General features: G+C 66.8%; 17 protein-coding genes. 3 read left to right on the plus strand and 14 right to left on the minus strand.

Going from position 1 to position 24,904, the window contains the following annotated elements; all coding sequences use genetic code 11:
- Positions 1 to 114: 114 nt before the first annotated feature.
- From LC060_RS07050 to LC060_RS07060, 3 genes are read right to left on the minus strand one after another with little or no spacing between them, the layout of a single operon-like run.
- The gene (locus LC060_RS07050; RefSeq protein WP_226633971.1) at positions 115 to 1,581 is read right to left on the minus strand and encodes an efflux transporter outer membrane subunit; all 1,467 of its coding nucleotides are present in this window, start codon (positions 1,579 to 1,581) and stop codon (positions 115 to 117) included.
- Entirely contained in the window at positions 1,581 to 3,161 is a 1,581-nt protein-coding gene (locus tag LC060_RS07055; RefSeq protein WP_226633973.1) for an MDR family MFS transporter, read from the minus strand. Before LC060_RS07055 ends, LC060_RS07050 begins: the two co-directional genes overlap by 1 nt.
- Position 3,162: 1 nt before the next feature.
- The gene (locus LC060_RS07060; RefSeq protein ID WP_226633975.1) at positions 3,163 to 4,377 is read right to left on the minus strand and encodes an HlyD family secretion protein; all 1,215 of its coding nucleotides are present in this window, start codon (positions 4,375 to 4,377) and stop codon (positions 3,163 to 3,165) included.
- Between the two features lie 655 nt (positions 4,378 to 5,032).
- On the opposite strand from LC060_RS07060, the gene LC060_RS07065 reads away from it, so the two are divergent.
- Complete coding sequence (locus LC060_RS07065; RefSeq protein WP_226633977.1) at positions 5,033 to 6,643, plus strand: inorganic phosphate transporter; 1,611 nt, start codon at positions 5,033 to 5,035, stop codon at positions 6,641 to 6,643.
- A gap of 1 nt (position 6,644) precedes the next feature.
- Here LC060_RS07065 and LC060_RS07070 read toward each other — a convergent pair whose 3' ends face one another.
- The 10 genes from LC060_RS07070 to LC060_RS07115 all read right to left on the minus strand — a co-directional run bounded on the left by LC060_RS07070 (position 6,645) and on the right by LC060_RS07115 (position 21,217).
- Positions 6,645 to 8,732, minus strand: a complete 2,088-nt coding sequence (locus LC060_RS07070; RefSeq protein WP_226633978.1) for an MGH1-like glycoside hydrolase domain-containing protein — start codon at positions 8,730 to 8,732, stop codon at positions 6,645 to 6,647.
- A gap of 179 nt (positions 8,733 to 8,911) precedes the next feature.
- The gene (locus tag LC060_RS07075; protein WP_226633980.1) at positions 8,912 to 11,776 is read right to left on the minus strand and encodes a TonB-dependent receptor; all 2,865 of its coding nucleotides are present in this window, start codon (positions 11,774 to 11,776) and stop codon (positions 8,912 to 8,914) included.
- Positions 11,777 to 11,998: 222 nt separating this feature from the next.
- Entirely contained in the window at positions 11,999 to 13,438 is a 1,440-nt protein-coding gene (locus LC060_RS07080; protein WP_226633982.1) for a family 43 glycosylhydrolase, read from the minus strand.
- A gap of 122 nt (positions 13,439 to 13,560) precedes the next feature.
- Positions 13,561 to 14,583, minus strand: a complete 1,023-nt coding sequence (locus tag LC060_RS07085; protein WP_226633984.1) for an arabinan endo-1,5-alpha-L-arabinosidase — start codon at positions 14,581 to 14,583, stop codon at positions 13,561 to 13,563.
- Positions 14,584 to 14,588: 5 nt separating this feature from the next.
- Entirely contained in the window at positions 14,589 to 15,221 is a 633-nt protein-coding gene (locus LC060_RS07090; RefSeq protein WP_226633986.1) for a 2-dehydro-3-deoxy-6-phosphogalactonate aldolase, read from the minus strand.
- Positions 15,218 to 16,102 (minus strand): 2-dehydro-3-deoxygalactonokinase, encoded by an 885-nt coding sequence (locus LC060_RS07095; RefSeq protein ID WP_226633988.1) that lies wholly within the window; start codon positions 16,100 to 16,102, stop codon positions 15,218 to 15,220. The genes LC060_RS07090 and LC060_RS07095 overlap by 4 nt, the downstream gene beginning before the upstream one ends.
- Positions 16,099 to 17,667, minus strand: coding sequence for an alpha-N-arabinofuranosidase (locus LC060_RS07100; protein WP_226633990.1), 1,569 nt, complete (start codon positions 17,665 to 17,667; stop codon positions 16,099 to 16,101). Before LC060_RS07100 ends, LC060_RS07095 begins: the two co-directional genes overlap by 4 nt.
- A 26-nt stretch (positions 17,668 to 17,693) precedes the next feature.
- Positions 17,694 to 18,620 carry a Gfo/Idh/MocA family protein gene (locus LC060_RS07105; RefSeq protein WP_226633992.1) on the minus strand — a complete coding sequence of 309 codons (927 nt, stop codon included), beginning with the start codon at positions 18,618 to 18,620 and terminating at the stop codon, positions 17,694 to 17,696.
- A gap of 3 nt (positions 18,621 to 18,623) precedes the next feature.
- Positions 18,624 to 19,619 (minus strand): AraD1 family protein, encoded by a 996-nt coding sequence (gene araD1 / locus LC060_RS07110; RefSeq protein WP_226633994.1) that lies wholly within the window; start codon positions 19,617 to 19,619, stop codon positions 18,624 to 18,626.
- Positions 19,620 to 19,690: 71 nt separating this feature from the next.
- A complete protein-coding gene (locus tag LC060_RS07115) occupies positions 19,691 to 21,217 on the minus strand; it encodes an aldehyde dehydrogenase (NADP(+)) (protein ID WP_226633996.1) in 1,527 nt (508 codons plus the stop codon).
- A gap of 131 nt (positions 21,218 to 21,348) precedes the next feature.
- Between LC060_RS07115 and LC060_RS07120 the strand changes: the two genes are divergently transcribed.
- A complete protein-coding gene (locus LC060_RS07120; RefSeq protein WP_226633997.1) occupies positions 21,349 to 22,128 on the plus strand; it encodes a FadR/GntR family transcriptional regulator in 780 nt (259 codons plus the stop codon).
- A gap of 135 nt (positions 22,129 to 22,263) precedes the next feature.
- Here the strand turns inward: LC060_RS07120 and LC060_RS07125 are convergent, their stop codons facing one another.
- On the minus strand, positions 22,264 to 23,586 hold the full coding sequence (locus tag LC060_RS07125; RefSeq protein ID WP_226633999.1) for a sugar MFS transporter: 1,323 nt from the start codon (positions 23,584 to 23,586) through the stop codon (positions 22,264 to 22,266).
- A gap of 182 nt (positions 23,587 to 23,768) precedes the next feature.
- Here LC060_RS07125 and LC060_RS07130 point away from each other — a divergent pair, with 182 nt between their 5' ends.
- Positions 23,769 to 24,893 carry an aldose epimerase family protein gene (locus LC060_RS07130; protein WP_226635260.1) on the plus strand — a complete coding sequence of 375 codons (1,125 nt, stop codon included), beginning with the start codon at positions 23,769 to 23,771 and terminating at the stop codon, positions 24,891 to 24,893.
- Positions 24,894 to 24,904: the final 11 nt, after the last annotated feature.

The raw sequence follows: 24,904 nt of genomic DNA on the forward strand, positions 1-24,904 counted from the left end.
GCCATCGCACTCGGGCTCCCCAAACTGTCGAGCTCACCTCCCGCGCGCCGCGCTGGCTGAGAGAGGTGAGGTCGCCCATTTTGGGGTCCAAGGGGCGATGGCCCCTTGAAAAGCCTATTCGCTCCAGCCCAGCCCCAGCGCCTTGTTCACCGCGATATAGTCGATGGTGAGCTGCGCCTTGGCCTGCGCGACGTTGGAGGCGGCGGTCAGCGCCTGGCGTTCGATATCGAGCTGGTCGATCAGCGAGCTGGTCCCCGCCGCGAAGCGCAGGCGGTTAAGATGCGCGGCGCGCTCGGCGCTCTGCTGCGAGGCGACCAGCCGGGCCAACTGGCGCCGGGTCGCGCCGAAGCGCGCGAGGCTGTCTTCGGCGTCCTGCAGTCCTTCGAGCACGCTCTGGCGGTACTGCGCCTTGGCCTGGTCGGCCTGCGCCTCGGCCTGCCGGACCTGCGCGCCGGTGCGCCCGAAGTCGAAGAGCGGCCAGCTGATCTGCGGCATGAGAAGGGCGGCAAGGTTGCCCGGGTCCAGCACGTCGCCCGGCTCCGTCCCGCCGATTCCCAGGATCCCCATGAACGAGATCCCGGGCAGGCGCTGGGCTTCCTTGACCCCGATCTGCGCGGTGCTGGCGGCCAGCGCGCGTTCGGCCGCGCGGATGTCGGGGCGGCGTGCGAGGAGCCCTGCCGGATCGCCCACCGCAACTTGGGCCGGAGGCAGCGGGAGTGCGCCTTCGTCCTCCAGTTCACTATCGAGCGCGCCCGGAGCCTGTCCGGTCAGGACGGCAAGCGCGTTCTTGTAGAGGAGGACCTGGGTGTCCAGCGGCACGGTCTGCGCTTCGTTGGCGGCGAGTTCACCCTGCAGGCGCTCCACTTCCAGATCCGACGCCGTGCCCGCGGCCAGCCGCTGGCGGGTGAGATTCAGCGCGCGGCGCTGCTTGGCGACCGCCTCGCGGGTAAGCGCCAGGCGCGCCTGGGCATCGCGCAGGTTGACGTAAGTCTGCGCGACCTGTGCGCTCAGCGACACCTGCGCATCGGCAAGTTCGGCGTAGCGCTGGCCGACCTGCGCGCGCGAGGCCTCGATCCCCCGGCGACGCGCGCCCCACAGGTCCGGCTCCCACGAGACATTGGCGCCCACGTTGTAGAAGTCGAGCGAGGAGCTGCCGCCTGAGCTTTCGCCGTCCGCGCCGTCCTCACCCTCTCCACTTCCCCCGATGGCCGAGCCCGGCAGGCGCGCGTGGACGTACATCGCGTTGGGCGACACGCTGGGCATGAGCCCGGCCTTGCCTTCGGCGAGACTGCCTTGCGCCTCGGCGATGCGCGCCTGCGCCAGGTCTATCGTAGGGCTGTGCGCCAGCGCGTCGTCGATAAGGCGGGTGAGCAGCGGATCGCCGAGGCTCTCCCACCAGCGGGCGAGCTGCGGCGCGTCGGCGCGCACGCTTTCGTCCGCGCGCACGAAGGTCCCGCCGTTGCTGCCGGGCGCGATTACCTCGGGCGGGCCGGCGTAATCCGGGCCCATGGTGCAGGCACTCGCCAGCGAAAGAAGGGCGAGTGCGCCGACGGACGCGAGAGGGGTACGGGGGACAAACATCAGTGCATGGCTCCTGCGGAGGCATCCTTGGGCAGCGGTTTGAGCAGGAAGACCAGCGGAAACACCAGCACGGTCACCACGCTCATCGCGAAGAAGATATCGTTGTAGGTCATCGTCAGCGCCTGGCCCTGGATGGTCTGGCCGAGGACGCGAAGGCCCGCCTCGGGGCTGCCCAGCATCCGGCCCATGCTGGAGACATAGTCCTGCACGGCGGGGTCGTTGGCGTGCAGGCTCTCCTCGATCCGGCGCGAGTGCAGCCAGACGCGGTTCTGCTGGAGGATCGAGATGCCCGCCAGCGCGAAACTGCCGCCGAGGTTACGCATCGCGTTGAACAGACCCGAGGCATCACCCGCGTCCTCGGGCGGCACCGACTGGACGCAGGCCTGGCTCAGGAACAGCATGCCCAGGATCGTGCCGAGCCCGCGCATCAGCTGGGACTCGGTAAAGTCCCCGCCCGTCGACTGGATCGTGAGGCTCGTCTCCAGGTAGGCCGAAAGCCCCATGATGAGCATCCCGAAGCCCACCGCAAGGCGGATGTCGACCTTGCGGATAAGGAAGGGCACGAAGGGCATCATCAGGATCGAGGGGATGCCCGATAGCAGCACCACCTTGCCCGATTGCAGCGCGTTGTAGTCGGCAATCGCGGCCAGGAACTGCGGGATCGCGTAGGACGTGCCGTAGAGCACGACGCCCAGCGCAATGCCCATCGTTGCCACGGCGCCGAACTGGCGGTCGAGCAGCAGGCTGAGCTTGATCACGGGCCGCCGAGCGGTTGCCTGCCCCCAGAACAGGAGGCCGAAGCCCACGACCGTGATGAGCGCCATGTACCCGATGAGCTCGGAGGCGAACCACTCCTCGCGCGCGCCTTCCTCCAGGAACACGGTGAGGCCGCCAAGGCCGAGCGCGAGGCCCGCGATACCGAACCAGTCGGCCTCGCGGATGAGGTGGAGCCGCGACTTCTCGGCCGGCAGCCCCACGAACAGGAGCGTCAAAAGCACCGCCGAAATCGGCACATTGAGGAAGAAGGCGTAGTGCCACGAGACACTCTCGGTCAGCCAGCCGCCGACAAGAGGGCCGAGCAGCGGCCCGAGGATGGCGACAATGCCGAAGGCCGCGGTGCCGATCGACTGCTGGTGGCGCGGCAGGCGCTGGGCGATGATCGTCTGCGCGGTCGGGATCAATGCCCCGCCGGTGAAGCCCTGCCCCACGCGCCCGAAGACCATCATCGAAAGCGAGGTGGAAAGCCCGCAGATCACCGAGAAGATGGTGAAAAGCGTGACGGCGATCAGGAGAAACCTGCGCAGCCCCAGCATCCGCTCCAGCCAGGCCGAAAGCGGGATGATGACGATCTCGGCCACGAGATAGGCCGTGGCGACCCAGGCCCCTTCGGTGCCCGTCGCGCCCAATTCGCCCTGGATTGTGGGAAGCGCCGAGTTGACGATCGAGATGTCGAGCGTCGCCATGAGCGCGCCCATCGTACCGGCCGCAACCGCCAGCCAGGCGCCGAGATCCGCGTTGCGGCGCGGCTGTGCGCCGCTGCCGCTACCGCCTGCGTTTGCATCGAGAGCCGCGCTCGCCATGTCAGCGCGTCCCGCGAGCCTTCGCCTCGGCGCGCGGTTCTGCTTCCTCGCTCGCCGCCTCGATCTGGTCCAGTTCGCCCTCGGCGCTGCGGGTGTCGACCGTGACTGTCACCGAGAGGCCGGGGACAAGCAGCTTGCGCGCGCTGGCCGGGGCCTCGATGGCGATGCGTACGGGCACGCGCTGGACGATCTTGGTGAAGTTGCCGGTCGCATTCTCGGGCGGGAGCAGCGAGAATTGCGCGCCGGTGCCGGGCGACACGCTGGCAACGCGCCCGTTGATCTCGGTGCCTTCCAGGGCGTCGACCGAGATGCGCGCGGGCTGGCCCGGACGCATGAGGGCAAGCTGCGTTTCCTTGAAGTTGGCCGTCACGTAGAGCTTGTCGAGCGGGACCACCGACATGAGCCGCGTGCCCGCCTGCACGAACTGGCCGGTGCGCACGGTGCGGTCACCGATGCGGCCCGCGATGGGCGCGCGGATAAGTGTGGCTTGCAGATCCACGTCGGCGGCTTCGAGCTGCGCCTTCGCGCCCTCGCCCTGCGCGCGGGCCTGCGCGACCTGCGTTTCGAGCGTGGCGATGCGGCGCTGCTGCGCGGTGAGCGCGGCTTCAAGCTGGCGCACCTGCTCGGCCGACTGGGTGGCGGCAAGCTTGAGCTGATCGAGCGTCTCGCGCCGTTCCGCGCCCGAGGCGACGAGCGGAGCGTAGCGATCAACCTCGCCCGCATCATGGCGGGCCTTGGCGCGCGCGGCGGCCAGCTGCGCGCGGGCCTGCGCGATGGCGGCCTGCTGCTCGGCGATTCCCGCGCGCGCGTTCTCGACCGAAGCCTCGGCCTGCGCGATCTGGGCGCGGGCCTGCGCGGCGCGGGCATCGTAGTCGCTGGCATCGATGCGCACGAGCGGCGCGTCTTTCGCCACGTCCTGGTTGTCCTCGACGAGGACCTCGGAGACATAGCCGCTGACCTTGGGAGCGATCGCCACCATGTCGACGTCGATCTGCGCGTCGTTGGTTTCCTGGAAGTACTGCCCGTAGGTTTCGTAGCGCATGAACCAGAGCCCGCCGCCGATCGCGATCAGGATCGCGGCGATGAGAAGGTTGCGCTTGGTCTTGCCGCTCAGGCCCTTGCGGCCCGTGTCCTTGGCCTCATCCCCGCCAGCGTCCGCGGCATCGCTGTCGCCTGCCGCCTGTTCGGACCCCTTCGCGGCGCTTTCACTCACCATTGCCAGTCTCAACTCCGTGTTGCGGACGCCAGTGCGCCGCGCGTTGCAGACCCTGCAGGAAACCGCCCTCGCGATGGAGGACGCGGCCCACGCAGGTCCCGCGATTATCTTTTGCCTTGCCGCGAAAAGAGGCGCAAAATCGCATCAGAAAGAACAAGAACCGGGAGAGGTTCCCATGGAACGGTACGATCCTGCGATCAGCCGGTGCCCCTTCATGCTGCTGTGCGGCGCAAGTGCCAGTGCCTTGCTGGTGTTTGTCGGCGCCCTCCACGTGCTGGGCTGAACGGTTGCGGCGTGGCCTCGCGGCCCGCCCAAGGCGAACGGCAAGTCATCGCCAATCAGTGACTTGCCCGTATCGGCATACGATTGCGTCCCTGTGAAGGCGCAAGGCCCGAACGCGTGCCCCGCCGATATACTTAGCTAGGTTATCTTGCAAGGGGCGTGAACAGATCGCCCGCCCGCGCCCGCTTTGCCGCGCCTGCGAAGAGTGCGCCAGGCCCGCGCGAGGCCCCTGCGCTCCTCGGTTTGAGGCGGGGCCGGCCTCCCGAGTCGCGCCCTGCCCCGGCGCAGCCCGCTCGACACACGACGGTCATTTACCTTGTTTAAGTCCCTATGGTTGAACCCTGATAACGACCACGGACCGCCCGCGCACACGATGGCCACGCTCAATTCCCCCCTGCCCGATCTCACCGCGTCCGGTTCCCGGCCCCGGCTTGCCCTGCCCAATATCGGCTTTGCCCTGCTGCTGGCGTTGAGCGGGGGCGCCTTCCTTGTCTGGGGGGCGGGGTACATCGGCTCAGGCAGCCTCCTGGTCTTTGTCCTGGCGACGCTGTTCGGGCTGTTCATGGCCTTCAACATCGGCGGCAACGATGTCGCCAACTCGTTCGGCACCAGCGTGGGTGCGGGCACTCTCACCATCGGGCAGGCGCTGGGCGTCGCGGCCATCTTCGAGGTCAGCGGCGCGGTGATCGCGGGCGGCGATGTCACCGACACGATCCGCAGCGGCATCGTCGACCTCGGCGCCCTAACGGTCAGCCCGCTCCAGTTCATCCGGGTAATGATGGCCGCTCTGGTCGCCGCTGCGTTCTGGCTGCTGTTCGCCAGCCGCCGGGGTTGGCCGGTATCGACCACCCATTCGATCATCGGCGGGATCGTCGGGGCCTCGGTGGTGCTGGGCGTGAGCCTGGGTGGCACGTCCTCTGCCCTCGCCCTCGTACAGTGGGGCGAGATCGCGCGCATTGCGCTCTCCTGGGTGCTCTCCCCGCTGCTGGGTGGGCTGGTCTCCTATGGCCTGTTCCGCCTCATCAAGCACCATGTCCTGTTCTACAACGAACGCGCCGAGGCGCGCGTGCGCGCCATCCGCGCCGAACAGAAAGCGCTGCGCCGCGACCACCGCAGCGCCTTTGAAAGCCTGACCGAATTGCAGCAGGTCAACTACAACACGATGCTGGTGCGCGACATGGACGTGCTGCGCAGCGAGGACTTTCACCCCGAGGAACTGGAGACCGACTACTACCGCAAATGGTACGCCATCGAGCGCCAGCGCGACGAGGTGGAGACCCACCATGCGCTCCAGCTCTGGGTGCCGCTGGTCGCCGCGCTGGGCGCAGCGGTCATTTCCGCGATGCTGCTCTTCAAGGGCCTCAAGCACATGGAGCTGGGGCTTGCGACGCTGACCAACTACCTCATAATGGCAATGGTCGCCGCCATTGCCTGGGCGACGACCTTCCTTTTCGTGCGGACCTTGCGCCAGGCCCCGCTCGAGCGCGCGACTTTCCTACTCTTCAGCTGGATGCAGGTCTTCACCGCCTGCGGCTTTGCCTTCAGCCACGGCGCCAACGACATCGCCAACGCGGTCGGGCCCTTTGCCGCAATCCTCGACGTATTGCGCACCGGCGTCATCACCTCCTCGGCCGCAGTGCCGCCGATGGTGATGATCTCCTTCGGTATCGCGCTGGTCGTGGGCCTGTGGTTCATCGGCAAGGAGGTCATCGCGACCGTGGGCCATGGCCTCACCGCGATGCACCCGGCCTCGGGCTTTTGCGCAGAGCTCGGCGCGGCCTGCGTGGTCATGCTCGCCTCGAGCCTGGGCATCCCGGTTTCCAGCACCCACATCCTGATCGGCGCGGTGCTGGGCATCGGCATCGTCAACCGCCAGACCAACTGGGGCCTGATGAAGCCCATCGCGCTGGCCTGGGTGGTGACGCTGCCCGCCGCCGGGATCATTGCGGCGGCGGCCTTCCTGGTCTCGGGATACCTCTTCTAGGTCAGCTGTCCGAGAGCGCCTTCAGCTCGGCCAGGCGGATCGCCTTGCCCTGCGTGGGCGTCATCACCGCGCGCACCTTGGTGAGCGGGCGCGCAGCAAAGGTGAGCGTGGTCACGCCGTTGGCGAGCGGCGCCGCCGAGCCGAGGTCGCGCCAGGCGCCGTCCTGCCAGCCTTCCACCGTGACCTTGCCAGGCGCGCGGATGTCCGCGCCGTTGTCGAAGAAGGCGAGCTTCACCGAGGAAACCGGCTTGGGAGCGCCAAAGTCGACCGCGTACCACTGCGACGCCGTGCCCGCCCCAGATGTCCAGCCATTGGGAAGCTCGGGGTAGAACCAGAGACGACCGTCGATACCATCGTGCAGGTTCTCCGCCTCGGCCCCGCTCGACGCGCTCGCCTTGGGGAAGTCGCCGCGCACCAGCTGTACCGCGTGATCGGTCTCACGCACGATGGGCGCGGGCGCCTTGCGGGCGAGCGGCACCTCGATCCGGCCGAGATCCGCGCGGTGGGCCAGCACCTTGCCATCGGCCGCCACGGTCAGCCCCGCGCCCTTGCCATAGTGCGAACCATCCGCGTCCCAGGTCACCGAGATCCTATGGCCATGGTAGGGCACGCGCTCGACATGGAACCAGTCCAGGGCCTCGGCATCACCCGCCTTGGGCAGCAACGGGTTCACCTCCAGCACGTCGTCGGCGCGCGGGCGAATGCCGACAAGGCCGGTCAGGATGAGGTCGTTGTAGCCGGAGTGGAAATAGTGGTGGCTGCGGTCGAGCCCGACGATGGGCTTGCCGGTCGCGGGATCGTAGTCCTCCTCAAGGTCCAGCGTGTCGCCCTGGAAGTGGAGCTGCGTGTACTGGCGCAGGAGGCGCATGTAGGTGCTGCGCGTCACCGGACCCGTCTCCTCGTAGTGGTCGAGGAGATTGGCCATACCGGTCAGCACTTGCGTCGTCTGGTAAGGCCAGATCGGACCGTTCCACTGACACTCGCGCGCATCGCCCAGATAGCGGTACTGGCGCATGTAGTATTCGTAGGACTGCTCGACCGTGCGCATCCCGGCCTCACCCGCCAGCATCTGGGGATCGAGGAGGTGCGCCCAGGCCTTCGCGTACTGGGCCTCGTCGGGCACGGCATCGAACATCCAGGGCAGGAAGCCGACCAGTTCGCGCGCGCGGATGAAGTCCCAGTAGGAGACGTGCTCGTTGTGGGTACGGTAGCGGTCGGTGAAGTGCGCCAGTTGCGGGTTCCACAGGTCCGCCACCATGCGATCCTGCAGCGCCTTCGCCTTGCCTTCGAACTCCTCGGCCAGCGCGGCATCCCCGGTCATCGCGGCAATGCGCGCGATCGCGCGGGCGTTGGCGATCATATAGCTGTTGACCGAGGGACGGAACGCATATCCGCCGCCAAAGCCGTCCTCGCCGCCCGAGGCATCGATGGAGGAGACGGTGTACTCGGTCGCATCGAGCAGCGGCTCGACCCAGTAGAGCCCCTTGGACCAGTCCATGTGGTCTTCCCAGAGGCCGTAGATATGGCGCATCACCTTGAGGTGACGGGTCACTGCCGCGCCGTCACCATCGACGAGGTAGCGCCCCCAGGTCGAGTCCGCCATGTGGTCGGTGAAGTGGCGGTCGTTGCCGCCCTCGTACATGAAGTCGATGTAATCGCTGACAAAGCGCCGGTCGTTGAGCCAGCGCCCCTCGGCGATGTGGAAGCCGCTGGCATCGTTGAGGCTGGCGTAGGGCTCACGCTGCCAGCCCACATCGTCGGCGAACTCGGTGGTGATGAAGCCCTTGTCGCCCAGATCGCGCTGGTGCGCGCGGTAGATCGACCAGCGATAGTACCACACCGCGTCGATCTTCGGGTCCGCGCTTTCGAAGAAGGGGATGCGATCCTCGTACCAGGGCGCATCGTTGCCAAAGCGCGCGCGGGCAATAGCCCTGGTGTCGAGCGCGGGAACGGCGGAGGGTGCGACGGAGGCTGCCGCCATGATCGGAGCCATCACCGGAGTCGCAGGCGGGGCCGCGCCCGCCAGAAGCGTTGCCGTTCCGGCCAGCAGCGCGCTGGTGCCAAGTGCCCGTGCCGTTCGTGCGATCATGTACTCTGCCCCGTCGTCTGGAAGGAATGGTCCCTGAAAAAGGAAAAGGCGACCGTCCCCCCGGGGCGTCGGGAGAGGAGAATGTGCCCCGGGAAAACGGTCGCCTCATGCCGATCCCGGCCCCTCTCCCCTTCGCAGAATGGCAAAGCGAGGGGAGAGGTCCAGGATCGCCAAAGTGCTTACTGGAAGGTGAAGCGCGCGCCGATGGCGAAGGTGCGCGGAACCAGGGTCGTGCCCAGGTTCATCGTCTCCGCACCGCCGGCCGCGCCGTACTTGTAGAAGCTCTGCTGGTTTTCCTTGGTGAGGTTGCGCGCATCGAAGGTCAGCGCGATGTCGTCCGTCACATTGGCGGTCAGCTGGAAGTCCATGTAGCCCGAGGACTTGTACCACACGCCAATCGGGTTGGCGAAGAGACGCGCCTCGTTGTTGTGCAGGAAGCCCTTGCGCCACACGTACGAGAGACGTGCGCCGATGGGACCACGCTGGTAGGCGAGCGTCGCGTTGTACGAGAGCTTCGAGACGTTGAAGAAGTCCGACTGCGTGTAGCCCACGACTTCGCCCAGCTGGTTGGTCTCGGGGATCGACTGGTTGGAGTCGAGCACCGTCAGGCTGCCCTGGAAGCCCAGGCCATCCAGAACGCTGGGCAGGTAGGTCGGGAAGTAGGTCAGGCCCACTTCGACGCCCTTGAGCACGCCGTCCGATGCGTTGGCCGGGCGGGTGATCGTGAAGTAGTCGGTCGCGCCTGCCTCGATGTCGTTGTTCGGGATGTACTCGTAGCTCGAGATCGGCACGACAAGCCCTGAGATCTCGCGGCGGAAGCCGGTGACCGTGATCGCGCTGTTGGGCTCGAAGTACCACTCGATCGCAACGTCGATGTTCTTCGAATGCGTCGGGTTGAGCGTGGCCGTACCGGCCGAACCGCTGCCGTAGCCCACGTTGGTGAGGTCACCCGTCAGTTGGTAGGTCGGGTTCACGTCGGTGAAGTTGGGGCGGCGCAGCGTCTCGCCGTAGTTGAAGCGCAGGCGCAGATCGCGGGTGATCTCGTAGCGCGCGGTGAAGCTGGGCAGGAACTTGGCCGACCCGCGCGAGACCGAGCTGCGCGCGAAGTTGTCGAGGCGGTCGTAGAAGTCGTAATCGGTGTCGATGTTGACGTAACGCACGCCCGCCTGGAGATCGAGCGGATTGCCGAAGATCGAGATCTGCGCGTCGGCCATCACGTAGCCCGACATCGTGGTTTCCTCGATGCCGAAGGTCTGGCCCAGCGAAAGCTGGTCGCTGGTGGGGCGGCCGTAGAGCCCGCGCACCATGTCTGCGTTGTCGTAGAGCCAGTTGCCGTCGATGTTGACCCAACTGCGCGGCAGGTCGCCCTCGCCCTTGTAGAAGCCCGAGTTGGTAAACAGGGCGTCTTCGGGCAGGTCGGTCAGGTTGCCACCCAGCGCCACGGCATCACCGGTGCGAATGTAGCTGGCCGCCTTGCGACGGTCGACGCGAAGTCCCGCAGCGACGCGGCGCAGGAAGCCCTCGTAGAAGCCGTAGTAGCCATCGAGCTTGCCGGTGAGCGCGCTGCCCTTGTCCTTGTTGGCGTTGTCGTAAAGCTCGCCCACGGCCCAGGTCGAGGGCTGCGTCAGCAGGCTGTCGTCCGAGAAGTGGTACGAGGGAATGCCGCCGCCCGCGTTGAAGTCGGCGGTGATCTCGTCGGCCACGCGGCTCGTGCGCATGGCGATGAACGAGCTTTCGAACGTGCTGGTCTGGTAGGCGAGGTCACTGGTGATCTTGCCATCGCCGTCGCCGACTTCCCACGCCCCGTTCAGGTGGTAGACGTAGCTGTCGGTCTTCGACTTGTTGAGGTCGGAGGAATTGAAGCCGTAGACATCGGCCACGGTGCGCGACTTGACGATGTTGGTGCCATCGTAGAGCTCGACCGCGCCGGGGTTGCCCCACCAGTCGACAAAGCTGAACTGCAGGCTGTTGAAGGTCTCGGAGCGGTAGCCCGTATAGAACATCTCGGCGGTGTAGACCGAGCTGGAGTTGGGCGCCCACTGCAGCGCGGCGTTGAACGCGGGGCGCTCACGCTTGCCGTAGAGGTCCGAGGAGAACACCGCGTCGCGCGACAGGACATAGGGCACGTCCTGGCCGTTGATGTTGAGCGTGGCGCCCGCATCGGTGGAAAGCCCTGCATTGAGGCCCGGCTGCCAGATGTTGCCGTCGGGATTACCGGGCGTGACCGAGCGGCAGTCGCTGGGCTGGATGCGCTCGTAGGGGACCCAGGCCGCACCGCCCGCGCACGCGCCCGGCGCCGAGCTGACGGTGGGCAGGTTGCTGTCGGTGAGGAAGGGCACGAGCGCGCCCGCTGTCGCGCTTTCGGTGCGGTACTTCGAGCGGATGTAGCTGGCGTTCACGAGGACGCCGATCTCGCCGATGCCCGTGTCCCAGCTGTCCGCGACAAGCAGCGCGCCGCTCGGATTGAAGGTGTCGGCGATCTCGTCATACGTACCGCGCGCCTGGCCCGACACGGCAAAGCCGCTGAAGTCGAAGGGACGGCGGGTCTTGACGTCGATCTGGCCGGCAAGGCCGGTCTCGAGCTGGTCGGCCGAGCGGGTCTTGAAGACGTTGACCTGCTTCACGAGGTTCGCCGGGATATCCTGAAGCGAGAAGCTCTGGCCCGATGCGGTGAAGACGTTGATGCCGTTCAGCGTGGTGACGGGGTCGTTCAGGCCGCGAATGGTAACGGTCTGCGCCTCGCCACTCGCGCGGTCGGTGATCTGGATGCCGGTGACGCGCTGGAGCGCCTCGACGACGTTGTTGTCGGGCAGCTTGCCGACGTCTTCCGACACGATCGAATCGACGATCTGGACGTTGTTCTTGCGCACGTTGAGCGCGCCCAGGATCGAGGCGCGCACGCCCGTGACGATGATTTCCTCGGCGCTGGGGTCGCTGGCTCCATCGGCCTGCGGGGCGGGGGCGGCCTCCTGCGCGTTCGCCACGCCGGCGATGCCCAGGGCCAGAACAGAAGCTGTGCAGAATGCGAATGGCCGGAATGCCATGATCAACCCTCCCAATTTTCAATCGCGCAGCGGTTCCTGCGCCGTGTTCGTGAGGGCCTGATTATTTGTCGGAGTTATTTTGTGCAAGCGAAAAGTGCAAGCCTGCCTTACAATTCAGCAACTCGTAAGGGAGCGTGGCATCTTCGCATCACTGCGCGCCACACTCCCTCACAAAACCGCGAAAATCCGCGAATTTATTGTCCGAGTTTTAGAACGAATGTATCAGTCCACGGTCCACAGCGTCCGCGGGTCCGAGAGCGGTGCCAGAGCAACCGTGCCGTCAATTGCGGCAAGCCCCTGCCCGGCCTGCGCCACCGACTCGAAGCGCACCTTGCCCTTGCCTTCCACCTTGCGGCGGAAGCGGTCGGCCCCGTCCTGTGCGCCGCCTTCGCTACGCGGCGCCAGCGTGCATGTGCCCTGCTCGCCCACGGTGAGGCACATCTCGCGCAGCAGGATCGGGGAGAGCTGGATGGTGCCGTCCTTGGCGGGAAGCGAGCGGATCTGGGTCTGGGGCAGCGCGGGAGCCCCGATCACCAGCGCCTCGTCCTCGTGCGCGAGGAATGCGCCCTCGGCGGCCTCGCTGATGAAGCGCTCGGGCAGCGGGCCATTGCCCACCGGCACGCCGAAATCGGGCGCGCCCTTTTCATCGAAGTAGACGCGCTGGACGCGGGTGTGGCGGTCCGGGTTGAACAGCGGATCGCCCTCAATCTCCTTGTAGTCGCGGCCATGGTAGACGAGCATCGGGCGGCCCTCCTCATCGACCGTGAAGTCGTTGTGGCCCGGGCCGTAGACCGAGGTCGCAACGCTGGTCTGGAAGACCGGCTCGGGCGACTTGGTCCAGTTGTCGGCGACAAGAAGGTCGGCCTCGGCGTCGATGGAGAGCATGCCCAGGCAGTAACGGTCGTCCGTCGCGCTTGCCGAGTAGGTCATGTAGAGCTTGCCCGCGTTCTCGATCACGGCCGCGCCTTCGTTGACCTTGAAGCCCCGGATTTCCCAGTCGTAGGTCGGGACCGACAGGCGGGTTGCCGGGCCGACCGTCAGTGGGCCGGTCATCTTCGCGATATAGAGGTTGGAATTGGTCTCGATGCCCGGCTCGCGCTGGGCCCAGGTGAAGTAGCGCTCCCCGCGGTGAACAAAGACCTTGGAATCAAGGTTGAAGCTGTCCCAAGGCGCCTCGAACTCGCCCTTCACCGACCACTCGCCGGTCATCGGGTCCTCGCCCGCGCATTCGACTGCGTAAGTGCGGATGCGGAAGACATCCTCGCCGCCGCCCGAAGGCCCTGCCGCAAAGTAGACGTACCAGCGCCCGTCGATCTGGTGCATTTCGGGCGCCCAGATGAAGCCGGAGAGCGGCCCCTCTTCCTCGTGGCGCCACAGCACACGCTCTTCGGCATCGGTGAGGCCTGCCAGGGTCTTCGCACGGCGCAGGACCAGACGGTCATACTCAGGCACCGAGCCGGTCATGTAGTAGTAGCCGTCGGTGTGGAGGAAGATCTGCGCGTCGGCGCGGTTCTTGACCAGCGGGTTGACCGGGACGGCGGGCGTGGCGCCGCCGTCTGTGCCCTCACCGTCGGCAAGGACCGTGCGGCCCGCCTCGCTGCAGGCGATGGGAAGAAGGGCTGCGCCAAGGGCAAAGGTGCGGCGCGAAAGGGAAAACGGCATAAGTCCTCTCCGGTCTCTGGTCGGACGCGAGGGGCCTCTCTTGCGGAGGCCGGATCGCGGCAAAAGCATCAAAAAAACGGCCCCCCGCCCCACGTGGATGCGGGGGGCCAGTTGGTGGTGTTTCAGTCGTGCGCCACCGGCCAGCCGTCCGCATCCCAGGTCAGCGGCGCTATGCGCAGCGTGGGCGCGCCGTTCGCCTCGCGGTCGTAGGCGTGGTAGACGAGATAGGTGGTGCCATCGGTGTCGGTGAAGGCGCCAACGTGGCCGGGGCCGCGGAAGCGCTCCTTCTCTTCGAGGTCCGCGCGCAGCAGGATCGAGCCGCCGCCCTCCATCAGCTTGGAGCCGTCCTTGCCGAGATAGGGCCCCTTCACGTCGCGCGACCGGCCCATCACGGTGTAGTAGGTGGAGTTCACGCCCTTGCAGCAATAGTCGTAGCTGACGAGGAGGTAGTACCAGCCGCCATGGGTGAGGATGAACGGCGCCTCGACCGGCGCGGGTGCGCCTGCCGGGGCTGGGCGGCGCGCGATGGAAACAGGCGTGGTGCCCGCATCGACCTTGCCGGTCGCAGGGTTCACGGCAAAGAGCTTGATGCCCGTCCAGAAGCTGCCGAGCGAGAGCCACTGCCCGCCCTTGTCATCGATCACCAGGTTGGGGTCGATGGCGTTGAAATCGTCGGCGTGGGTCGACTGGACGACAAGGCCCTTGTCGCTCCAGCCATAGTCCTGCGAGGTCGGGTCCAGCGTCTTCGCGGTCGCAAGGCCGATCGCCGAACGGTTCGAGCCGAAGGTCGAGACCGAATAGTAGAGGCGGTATTCGCCATTCACGCGCTGGATATCGGGCGCCCAGATCCCTTCGGTACCCGGCACGGCCTTGGTGGCCCACTCCGGAAGCTCAGCGAAGACCGAACCGGCCTCCTGCCAATGGACGAGGTCGTGCGAGGTCTTGATGCCAATGTAGCGGCCGACCGTGTTGAAGACGTAGTAGGTGTCGCCCTCGCGGATGATGACGGGGTCATGCGTGGGCGCGAGCGCGCCGCTCAAGCGGTCATTCAGAACCGGAGCATCGCTCTGGGCCGCCTTGGCCGAAACGCCCATCGAGAGCGCCAGCGCGCCGATGGCGAGGAAGCGGGAGAGTGTGCGGACCATCGCCCTCACCCCTCGTACGCGGTCCAGGCGGCGACCAGCGCGCGCGCCTTCTCGCCCACCTGCGCGGGCGTGTCGCCGGGCTTGTAGAGGCTGCCGCCCACGCCGATGCCGAAGACCCCGGCCTTGCGGTATTCGGCGATGTTGGCCGGGCCCACGCCGCCCACGGCCCAGACGCGGGTGTCCTTTGGGAGCACGTCCTTGATGGCTTTCACATAAGAGGCCCCCAGAACCGAGCCGGGAAAGAGCTTGAGGTCGCGCGCGCCTGCGGACACCGCCGCAAACGCCTCGGTCGGGGTGAGGAAACCGGGCAGGACATCCATGCCCAGTTGCAGCGAATGGGTAATGACCGCCCGGTCAGTGTTGGGCGAGACCATGAAGGTGCCCCCTGCGCCTGCAAGGTCCTCGGCCAGCCCGGTGGAGATGACGGTTCCGCCGCCAATGGCCGCGCGGCCTTCAAGCGCGGCGGAGAGCGCGGCGATGGAGCCTGCCGGATCGGGCGAGTTGAATGGCACCTCGATCAGGCGCACACCCGCTTCCACCAGCGCCTCGCCGATGGCGACGACTTCGTGGGTTTCGACCCCGCGCAGGATGGCCACTACCGGGACGGCGCCCTGCGCCAGAACGTCTGCGATCTTCATGCCTTCACTCCTGTGGCAAGCGCGAGGCCCGCCAGTACGGCCGCCTCGCCGTCGATCCGCTGCGCCACGGCGGCGGAAAGGGGAAGCGCCTTTTCGTAGAGATCGACGATCTTGCCATCGCCGATGAGAACCACCGAGGCCCCCGCGTTCGCCTCGGCGACGACTTCGCCGCCGATAAGGAGCGCAGAGAGGTAGCCGTGCGACCAAGCCTTGGAGCGGCCATCGAGCAGGCGCGCCGCGCGCGCCTCGAAGAGAGCCGCGGTAAGCGGTTCGCCCGCGCGTTCAAGGCCTCGGGCAAAGCCGTCCTCGAAACTTCCGCTGCCCTCGGTGTCCGGGCCGGTCAGCGTCGAGTGGCCGGTGAGGAGCGCGAAGAGTTCGCCGGTGGGATGAGTGCGAAAGCCGGTGAGCACACCGCCCGTCACTTCCACCCACTTGCAGTGCGTGCCGGGCAGCACGATCAGGTGCCGCCCCTCGCCCAGTTCAGGCTGGAGCGCGATGGCGCCGAAGATCTGCGTTTCCTCGCCGCGCATCACATCGGGAACCGCGCCGCCCATGTGGCCGCAAACCCCCGCCAGAACGGTGACGGGAAGCCCCGCGACCCGGGTGCGCGTGGGCCCTGCCAGCCAGCCGTCGCGGTTGGCCGGGCACGTGACGTACCCGGCATCGACGAGCGCGCCCTTCGCGCCCGCCATCCCGCACAGCACCACGTCCTCGAACGGGCCCTGCTCCTGCCAGCGCGCCAAGCGCGCGGCGAGGATACCGGCCGGATCGGCGCTCAGCGCGCCGGGGCCGTCGAGCCTGTCGGTGACACGCCCGTCCTCAACCCGGTAGAGCCGAAGGTTGGTCGTGCCCCAATCGCCAAGGACGCGCACGCTGCTCATTGCACTTCGAGCACCACGACGGACTTCGCCGGAAGCGTCACGGTAAGCGTGCCGCCCTTCACCCGCGCGCCGTTGAACGCGGCGGGCTTCACCACATCCGGGTTCTCGAAGGTGTTGTGCGCGTTGATCGCACCTGCCGTCAGGATACGGCCCGAGACCTTCCCTGCCTTCACCCCGTCGAGCGCGATGGTGACGGTGTTCGCCTCCTTCGCATCGGCGTTGGAGAGACCGACGTGGATCTTGCCGTCCGTGCCCTTGACCGCCGAGCCGCTGACGGCGGGAAGGGTGTAATCCCCCACCTTGTAGGTCGGCGTCTCGATGTCGATCGGCAGCACGGTCGCGTCCTGCCAGGGCTTGTACATCTCGAAGACGTGGTAGGTGGGCGTCAGCACCATCTGGTCGTCTTTGGTGAAGATCATCGCCTGGAGCACGTTCACCATCTGCGCGATGGCGGTCATGCGCACGCGGTCGGCGTGCTTGGCGAAGATGTCGAGGTTGATCGCCGCGATCAGCGCGTCGCGCATGGTGTTCTGCTGGCGCAGGAAGCCGGGGTGCGTGCCCTCATCCTGAGCATACCACGAACCCCATTCGTCCACGGCCAGGAACAGGCGCTTCTCGGGATCGTACTTGTCCATGATCGCGCTGTGCTTGGTGATCAGCTCATCCATGCGCCAGGCTTCGTGGAGCGCATCGGCCCAGCCGCTCTCGTCGAAATCGACGGCGGGTGCGCGCGGCGGCCAGCCCCCTGCGGGGTGGACGTAGTAGTGCAGCGAGAGACCATCGAGCATGTTGCCCGCGATCTTCATCATCTGCTCGGTCCAGTTGTAGTCTTCCACATTGGCGCCCGCCGCGACCTTGAGGATCTTGGTATCTGCGGGCGGCTTGATGAAAGTGGAGTAGCGGCGCGTGACGTCGGCGGCGTACTCGGGACGCATGTTGCCCCCGCAGCCCCACAGCTCGTTGCCGACCCCGAAGTACTTGACCTTCCAGGGCTCCTTGTGGCCGTTCTCGGCGCGCTCTTCGGCCAGCGTGCCAGCGGGCGCGGTCATGTACTCGATCCACTCGGCCATTTCGCGCGGCGAGCCATTGCCGACGTTACCCGCGACATAGGCCTCCGCGCCGACCTGGCGGGTCAGTTCGAAGAACTCGTGCGTGCCCACGGTGTTGGGCTCGGTCACGCCGCCCCAGTGGGTGTTGACCTTGGTCGGACGGTCCTTCCTCGGGCCCACGCCTTCGCGCCAGTGGTATTCGTCGGCAAAGCAGCCTCCCGGCCAGCGGATCACCGGCACCGACAGATCGCGCAGCGCGCCGACCACGTCGTTGCGAAACCCGTTGGTGTTGGGAATCGCGCTGTCCTCGCCGACCCACAGGCCGCCGTAGATGCCCTCACCCAGATGCTCAGCGAACTGGGTGAAGATGTCCTTGTCGTAGACCGGGCCCGGCGTATCGGCGTGGATCGTCGCGCGCGTCGGGGTCCCGGCGGTGTCGGCCAGGACGCCCGTGCTCGCAAAGACGCTCGCCCCCAGAAGCAGGGTGGCGGCGGTGTGGCGAAATGCCTTCATCATGTCTTCTATCCCCTCCCAGGGCGTTCTTAATCGTGGAATTCGTCGACCGACTGTCGCTTGCCGCGCAGGAACGCGTCGGCCACCAGCCGCATCGGCGCGACATCGACGTCGCTGCGCCCGCCGCGAATGAGGTTCGCAAAGCGCGCGTAGAGCCCGGCATATTCCAGGTCCTCGTTGCGCTCGGTCCCGCTCGGCAGGGTCAGCACCGCGCCGCCGCTGGAGAGCTTGAGCTCGCCCGCGTCGGTCTCGACGGTAATGTCCCAGGACTGCGGGCCGGTCTGGCGCCAGTCGAGGTCCATGTGGATCGGCGCGCCCGCCGTGTCCTGGAAGTCGATGTCGGCGGCAATCGGCGCGGCGCGGTTGGCCGGAAGGCTCAGCGTCGCGTCCTTGAGGAACATCGGGCGCGGCAGGATGTGGGTGATGATCGAGAGCGCGTTGATGCCCGGATCGAAGACGCCCAGGCCTCCCGGCTGCCAGATCCAGTCCTGCCCCGGGTGCCACACGCGCACGTCCTCGCGCCAGACGATCTTCGCGCTCTTCACCGTGCGCTCGGCAAGCCAGGCGCGCGCGGGCGCAACACCGGCCGCAAAGCGCGAGTGCCAGGAAGCAAAGAGCGTGACGCCGACCTTGTCGGCCCGGTCCTTGAGCGCCTCGACTTCGGCGAGCGTGGCGCCCGGCGGCTTTTCGAGGAAGACGTGCATGCCCGCCTTCAGCGCCGTGACGGCAATGTCATAGCGCACCTGAGGCGGGGTGCAGAGCGCAACCGCGTCGACCGCCGGGCCCTTGTCCAGCAGCTCCTCGATCGAGGCGAACTGGGGGATGCCTTCCATCGGCGGGGAGTGCGGGCTCACGGTCGCGGCAATGTCGAAGTTGCCGTTGCCGCGAATGGCGGGAATGTGCTGGTCCCGGGCAATCTTGCCCAGGCCCACGATGGCAATGCGGATCGGGTCCATGGCTCAGAGCGCCTTGACGGTGACGGCGCGCTCGGCGGCGCGGGCCAGCGGGTTGGCGAGCGGCAGGGTGAAGGGCGCGGCCGCGATCTCGAAGACATCGCCTTCCTGCGTCTGCACACCGTCGCTGAACGAAAGCGTCGCGGTGCCGTAGAAGTGAATGTGGATGTCGCCCGGGCGGCAGAACAGGTCGTACTTGAAGTGGTGGTGCTCCAGGTTCGCAAAGCTGTGCGACATGTTGCCCTCGCCCGAGAGGAAGGGCTTTTCCCAGATCGTCTCGCCGCCGCGCACGATCTTGCTGGTGCCTTCGATCTTCTCGGGAACTTCACCCAGCAGCAGCTCGGCGCCCAGTGCGGCCTGGCGCAGCTTGGAGTGGGCAAGCCACAGGTAGTTGTGGCGCTCGGTTACGTGGTCGGAGAACTCGTTGGCCAGCGCGATGCCCAGGCGATAGGGCTGACCGTCGTTGCCGATGATGTAGATGCCCGCCAGTTCGGGCTCCTCGCCGCCGTCCTTGGCGAAGGAGGGCATGGTGAGCGCCTCACCGGGGCCGACCAGCTGCGAGCCGTCGCCCTTGTAGAACCATTCCGGCTGCTGGCCTTCCTGGCCCTCAGCGGGCTTGCCGCCCTCGAGGCCTTCGAGGAACATGCGCATGGAATCGGTGACGTTTTCACCCGAGGCCGCGGCCTGGTGCATCTTGTTGCGGCCTTCTGCCGAACCCAGGTGGGTCAGGCCCGTACCGGTCAGCAGCACGTGGGCTTCGTCGGCATGGTCGATCGGCGCGATGAGGCGGCCCGCCGCCTGCTCGGCCGCGATGTCGATGGAATCGCCAATGCCGCAGGCGCGTGCGGTCGCGGCCAGCGAATTGCCTTCCTCGATGGCACGCAGCGCGAGTTCGCGCACGGAGGCAACGCCGGTCAGGACGTGCGCGGCATCGCCTTCGGCGAGGATGACGGAACGGGTGCCGTCCTCGGCACGGTGCTGCAGCAGGCGAAGAGTAGTCATGTCAGGGGTCTCTCCCAGGGTCCGCAGCGCGCCTTCTTATACGGTGGGCGCGCTGCGGGGCATGGATTGGATCAGTTGAGGGTGAGCTTGCCGTCGACGAGACGCGGCGCGCCATCGCTGAAGGCCTCGTCGCGCAGTTCGGGCGCAAGCAGGCTCTGCGGCATGTTCTGGTAGCTCACCGGACGCAGGTAACGGTCGATGGCGAGGCTGCCGACCGAGGTCGTGCGCGCATCGGTGGTCGACGGGAACGGACCGCCATGGACCATCGCGTGGCACACCTCGACGCCCGTGGGCCAGCCGTTGACGAGAATGCGGCCAACCTTGCGCTCCAGCGTGGGCAGGATCTTGGCGGCGGCACCTTCGTCGGCATCGTCCATGTGGATCGTGGCGGTAAGCTGGCCTTCGAGACCTTCAAGAAGGGTCTTGAGTTCAGCTTCGTCCTTGCAGCGCACGATCACCGAGGAGGAGCCGAAGACTTCCTCGCCCAGCGCCTTGTCGGCCAGGAACTTCTCGGCGGTGGTCTGGAACAGGACCGCGCCGCCCGTGGTCGCCGAACCGGCTTCGCCGCGGGCCACTTCCTCGATGCCCGGCGCACCTGCCAGCTTCTCGACGCCCTTGGCATAGGCGTCCGCGATGCCGGTGGTGAGCATGGTCTGCGGCTTGGCGCCGCTGACGCCCGTGGCGGCAGCCTGTACGAACTCGTCAAGGCCATCGCCCTCGACCGTCACGACGAGGCCGGGGTTGGTGCAGAACTGGCCAGCGCCCATGCACAGCGAGCCGACGAAAGCTTCGCCGAGCGCGCCCCCGCGCGCCTTGAGCGCCTCGGGCAGGATCACGACCGGGTTGATTGCCGACATCTCGGCATAGACCGGGATCGGCACTTCGCGGGCCTGCGCCAGCTTGGTGAGGGCAAGACCACCGGCACGCGAGCCGGTGAAACCAACCGCCATGATGTTGGGGTCCTGCACGAGCGCAGCGCCCAGCTCGTTCGAGGGGCCAACGAGGTGCTGGAAGACGCCTTCGGGCAGACCCGAATCGGCCACCGCCTTGCTGATCGCCTGGGCAATCAGACCGCCGGTGATCGGGTGAGCCGGGTGGCCCTTCACAACGACCGGGCAACCCGCGGCAAGCGCCGAGGCGGTGTCACCGCCCGCGGTCGAGAAGGCGAGCGGGAAGTTGGACGCGCCGAACACGGCGACAGGGCCAACCGGGATCATGCGCAGGCGCAGGTCCGGGCGCGGCGGTGCGCGGTCGGGCAGTGCGGGATCGACGCGCATCTGCAGGAACTGGCCCTTGCGGACCACCTCGGCAAACATGCGTAGCTGGCCGCAGGTACGGCCACGCTCACCTTCCGAACGCGCGCGCGGAAGGCCGCTTTCGGTAAGGTAGGCTTCGAGCAGCGGTTCGCCGAGCGCCATGATCTCGTCGGCGATTCGCTCGAGGAACTTGGCGCGCGATTCGAGGTCGATCGCCCGGTAGGTGTCGAACGCGGCCGCCGCCTTGGCGCAGGCCTCTGCGACATCGGCGGGCGTGTTGACGGCAAAGGCGTCCCCGTGCGGCTCGCCGGTTGCGGCTGCGATGGAACGGAATTCGGTCATAGAAAAGTCTCCCTATTTACTCCGACATATTATGTGCGATCAGGAAACGCAATGTTTGTCATTCCTTCCGCACGGGATGGCGTGTAGGTTGCACGTGGGAGGTGCGAATTTCTGTGACAACTGGGAAAAATATGAAGGTGGACGAAACGTCCAGGAAGACCGATGAAACGCGCGGGCCGGGGCGCCGGCTCCATGGCGCGATCGCGCACCGCTTGGGCACCGACATCTTGTCAGGCAAATATGCGCCGGGCGACGTCCTCTCGGGCGAAGTGGCCTTCGCCGAGGAACTGAAAGTCTCGCGCAGCGCCTACCGCGAGGCGATCCAGGTGCTGACGGCCAAGGGCCTTGTCGCGAGCCGCCCCAAGGCGGGTACGCGCGTCCTGCCGCGCGAACGCTGGAACCTGCTTGACCCCGACGTGCTGGGCTGGGCCTTCGCGGGTGAACCCGACATCGAATTCGTGCGCTCGCTGTTCGAGCTGCGCGCCATTGTCGAACCCGCCGCCGCGCGCTTTGCCGCAAGGCGCCGCGACAAGGACGACCTCAAGACGATGAAGGACGCGCTGGCCGCGATGCGCCGTCACACGCTGACGACCGACGCCGGGCGCGCGGCCGACCGCGATTTCCACAACGCCATTCTCACCGCCACGCGCAACGACGCGCTGATGGTGCTGAGCGCCTCGATCGGCGCGGCGGTCAACTGGACGACCCAGTTCAAGCAGCGCGCCCGCGCCCTGCCCCGCAACCCGATCCCCGACCACGTGCGCGTCTACGACGCCATCGCGGCAGGCGACGAAAACGCGGCAGCCGAGGCCATGAACGTGCTGGTGGACCTTGCACTGGAGGACACCCGCAGCGCCATTGAGGACCGTGACGCCCCGCAGGGACAGCCCGACGCGCTCACCGGGGAATAGACCCCGCCACCTGTACACACGCAAAAGGGGGCCATCGCGCCCCCTTTTCTTTTGCCCGCGGCCCACAGGAAAAAGCCCCGCGGAACCTGACGAAGGGTCCCGCGGGGCACTTTGCTCAAGGAAGGGAGAGCAAAATCAGCTACTTGCGACTTCCGGCTCCGGCTCGGCGTGCGTGGGCTTGGAGCCCCACAGCGCATAGAACAGGACGTAAAGCTCGCAGGCCGCGGTCAGCAGGAACGAGGTCTGCAGGTCATAGGCATCGGCAATCCAGCCCTGCACGAAGACCAGCGCGCCGCCTGCAATCGCCATGACCAGCAGGCCCGAGGCCTCTTCGGTGAGCGGACCCAGGCCCTTGATGCCGAGCGTGAAGATGGTCGGGAACATGATCGAGTGGAACAGGCCCACCAGGATCAGCGACCACATCGCGACATGGCCATCGGCAAAGCTCGTTACCAGCATCGTGATGAAGGCGCCGATCGAGAAGACGGCCAGGACGTGCGCGGCATCGAAGCGGCTCATGATCGCCGAGCCGACGAAGCGGCCCACCATCATCCCGCCCCACAGGAAGGTCAGGTAGTGCCCTGCCTGTTCAAGCGACATGTTGCCGATGTCGGGACGCGAGACGAAGTTGATGAAGAGGTTGCCCACGCCGATTTCGGCAATGAGGTAGATGAAGATGGCCGGGATGCCGAACACCAGGTTGCGGTGCTTGAACAGCTCCGGGCTGATGATGTGCTTGCGCTTTTCGCGCGCATCGTCGCTGTCCGAGACCATCGCGGGAAGCGGGAACCTGGCAATGATGATCGCGAGCACGACCAGCACGCCCGCGACCAGCGCGTAGGGCAGGATGACCGACTGCGCGTCGGCAAGGCGCTCGGCCTGAGTCAGGACGACGGTGCCCTCCTGCGCCGTGCCGCCCTTGGTGCGACCCAGGATCAGGTAGGCGCCGAACATCGGAGCCAGCATGGTGCCCATCGAGTTGAGCGCCTGCACCAGGTTGAGGCGCGCCGAGGCGGTCTCGGGCTTGCCGCAGACCGCGACATAGGGGTTTGCGGCCACCTGCAGCAGCGTGATGCCGCTTGCGATGATGAAGAGCATCACCAGCGTCACGCCGTAGGAGGGGATCATCGCGGCCAGCATCATGCCCACCGCGCCCGCGGCCATGGTGAGCAGGCCAATGACCAGCGACTTTTTGTAGCCGACCCACTCGATCAGCTTGGCCGAGGGAATCGAGGCCACGAAATAGGCGATGAACCAGACCGATTCGATCAGCGTCGTCTGGGTGTAGTTGAGTTCGAACACGCTGCGCAGGTGTGGCAGCAGCGTGTTGTTGATGACCGTAATGAAGCCCCACATGAAAAACAGGCTGGCCAGCAGAGCCAGCGCGGGGCCGTACCGCACGCCCGCAGGCTGCGATTGCGCCACCGGGGCGCTGGTTGAAGTTCCAACTGAAGGCATGGTGATCCTCTCGTCACATCGGCCGGGTGCCATCGACGCAATCCGGCTTGCGCTCTATCTATTTGTCGGACTATATGCAGCCAGCGGCCACGTCAATGGCCGACGAAAATCACGCGAAAGTCAAAATTCGACTGCAGAATACTACGGGAGCCAGGATTGTGAGGTTATTGAGCAAGGCATTCATGTCGAGTGCAGCGATGGCGCTTGCCGCCACGGGCGCGCTGCCTGCCCTCGCCGCCGAGGCGAGCCAGGACACGGCGGGCACGCTGGACGACGGCACCAAGGTGACCTCGGTCACGCTGACCGGCGCGGACGGCGTCTCGGTCACGATCCTCTCCTTCGGCGCGACCTTGTGGAAGTTCATGGCGCCTGACCGTGACGGCGAACTGGCCGACATCACGCTGGGCTACGACGACCTCCAGCTGTTCAAGGACAAGCCCAACTTCTGGGGCGCGACCGTAGGCCGCTATGCGAACCGCATCGACCACGGCCGCTTCACGCTCGACGGCAAGACCTACCAGCTTCCGCAGAACGACGGCGAAAACTCGCTGCACGGCGGCGGCCAGGGCTTCGACGTGCAGAACTGGAAGGTCGAGAAGGTCAGCTCGGGCAAGGTCGCGCGCGCGATCTTCACCCGTACCAGCCCCGACGGGGAGGCCGGCTATCCCGGAACTGTCCAGGCCCGCGTCACCTACACGCTCGATGACCACGGCACGCTCCAGATCGCGTTCGACGCGACCACCGACAAGCCGACCGTGATCAACATGACCAACCACGCCATCTTCAACATGGCGGGCGAAGGCGCGCCGCAAGGCGCCATGGGCAACGTGCTGACGGTTCCCGCCAGCCACTACACCCCGGTCAGCGAGACCCTGATCCCGACCGGCGAACTCGCCGCGGTCGAGGGCACCCCGTTCGATTTCCGCGCGGGCAAGGCGATGGAAGAAGGCCTGCGCGACGGCACCGACCAGCAGATCGTCTATGGCCGCGGGGTCGATCACAACTTCGCGCTCGACAAGGGCCTCACCAAGACCCCCGAGCTCGCGGCACGCCTCTCCGACCCCGAATCGGGCCGCGTGCTCGAAGTGCTGACGACCGAACCGGGGCTTCAGGTTTACTCCGGCAATTTCCTTGACGGCACCTTCCTCGGCAAGCATGGCCATCTCTACCGCATGGGCGACGGCATTGCGCTTGAACCGCAGAAGTTTCCCGATGCGCCCAACCATTCCAACTTCGTCTCGGCCCGCGTCGATCCCGGCACGCCCTACCGGCATGTCATGGTCTACCGCGTCTCGGTCGAGCGTTGAGCAAGGCAAGA

The organism is Novosphingobium profundi, from assembly GCF_020524485.1.
Lineage (GTDB): Bacteria > Pseudomonadota > Alphaproteobacteria > Sphingomonadales > Sphingomonadaceae > Novosphingobium > Novosphingobium profundi_A.

Coding starts and splice junctions, on each gene's coding strand:
- LC060_RS07050 (WP_226633971.1), bottom strand. CDS start 1,581: ATGTTTGTCCCCCGTACCCCTCTCGCGTCCGTCGGCGCACTCGCCCTT.
- LC060_RS07055 (WP_226633973.1), bottom strand. CDS start 3,161: ATGGCGAGCGCGGCTCTCGATGCAAACGCAGGCGGTAGCGGCAGCGGC.
- LC060_RS07060 (WP_226633975.1), bottom strand. CDS start 4,377: ATGGTGAGTGAAAGCGCCGCGAAGGGGTCCGAACAGGCGGCAGGCGAC.
- LC060_RS07065 (WP_226633977.1), top strand. CDS start 5,033: ATGGCCACGCTCAATTCCCCCCTGCCCGATCTCACCGCGTCCGGTTCC.
- LC060_RS07070 (WP_226633978.1), bottom strand. CDS start 8,732: ATGATCGCACGAACGGCACGGGCACTTGGCACCAGCGCGCTGCTGGCC.
- LC060_RS07075 (WP_226633980.1), bottom strand. CDS start 11,776: ATGGCATTCCGGCCATTCGCATTCTGCACAGCTTCTGTTCTGGCCCTG.
- LC060_RS07080 (WP_226633982.1), bottom strand. CDS start 13,438: ATGCCGTTTTCCCTTTCGCGCCGCACCTTTGCCCTTGGCGCAGCCCTT.
- LC060_RS07085 (WP_226633984.1), bottom strand. CDS start 14,583: ATGGTCCGCACACTCTCCCGCTTCCTCGCCATCGGCGCGCTGGCGCTC.
- LC060_RS07090 (WP_226633986.1), bottom strand. CDS start 15,221: ATGAAGATCGCAGACGTTCTGGCGCAGGGCGCCGTCCCGGTAGTGGCC.
- LC060_RS07095 (WP_226633988.1), bottom strand. CDS start 16,102: ATGAGCAGCGTGCGCGTCCTTGGCGATTGGGGCACGACCAACCTTCGG.
- LC060_RS07100 (WP_226633990.1), bottom strand. CDS start 17,667: ATGATGAAGGCATTTCGCCACACCGCCGCCACCCTGCTTCTGGGGGCG.
- LC060_RS07105 (WP_226633992.1), bottom strand. CDS start 18,620: ATGGACCCGATCCGCATTGCCATCGTGGGCCTGGGCAAGATTGCCCGG.
- araD1 (WP_226633994.1), bottom strand. CDS start 19,619: ATGACTACTCTTCGCCTGCTGCAGCACCGTGCCGAGGACGGCACCCGT.
- LC060_RS07115 (WP_226633996.1), bottom strand. CDS start 21,217: ATGACCGAATTCCGTTCCATCGCAGCCGCAACCGGCGAGCCGCACGGG.
- LC060_RS07120 (WP_226633997.1), top strand. CDS start 21,349: ATGAAGGTGGACGAAACGTCCAGGAAGACCGATGAAACGCGCGGGCCG.
- LC060_RS07125 (WP_226633999.1), bottom strand. CDS start 23,586: ATGCCTTCAGTTGGAACTTCAACCAGCGCCCCGGTGGCGCAATCGCAG.
- LC060_RS07130 (WP_226635260.1), top strand. CDS start 23,769: ATGTCGAGTGCAGCGATGGCGCTTGCCGCCACGGGCGCGCTGCCTGCC.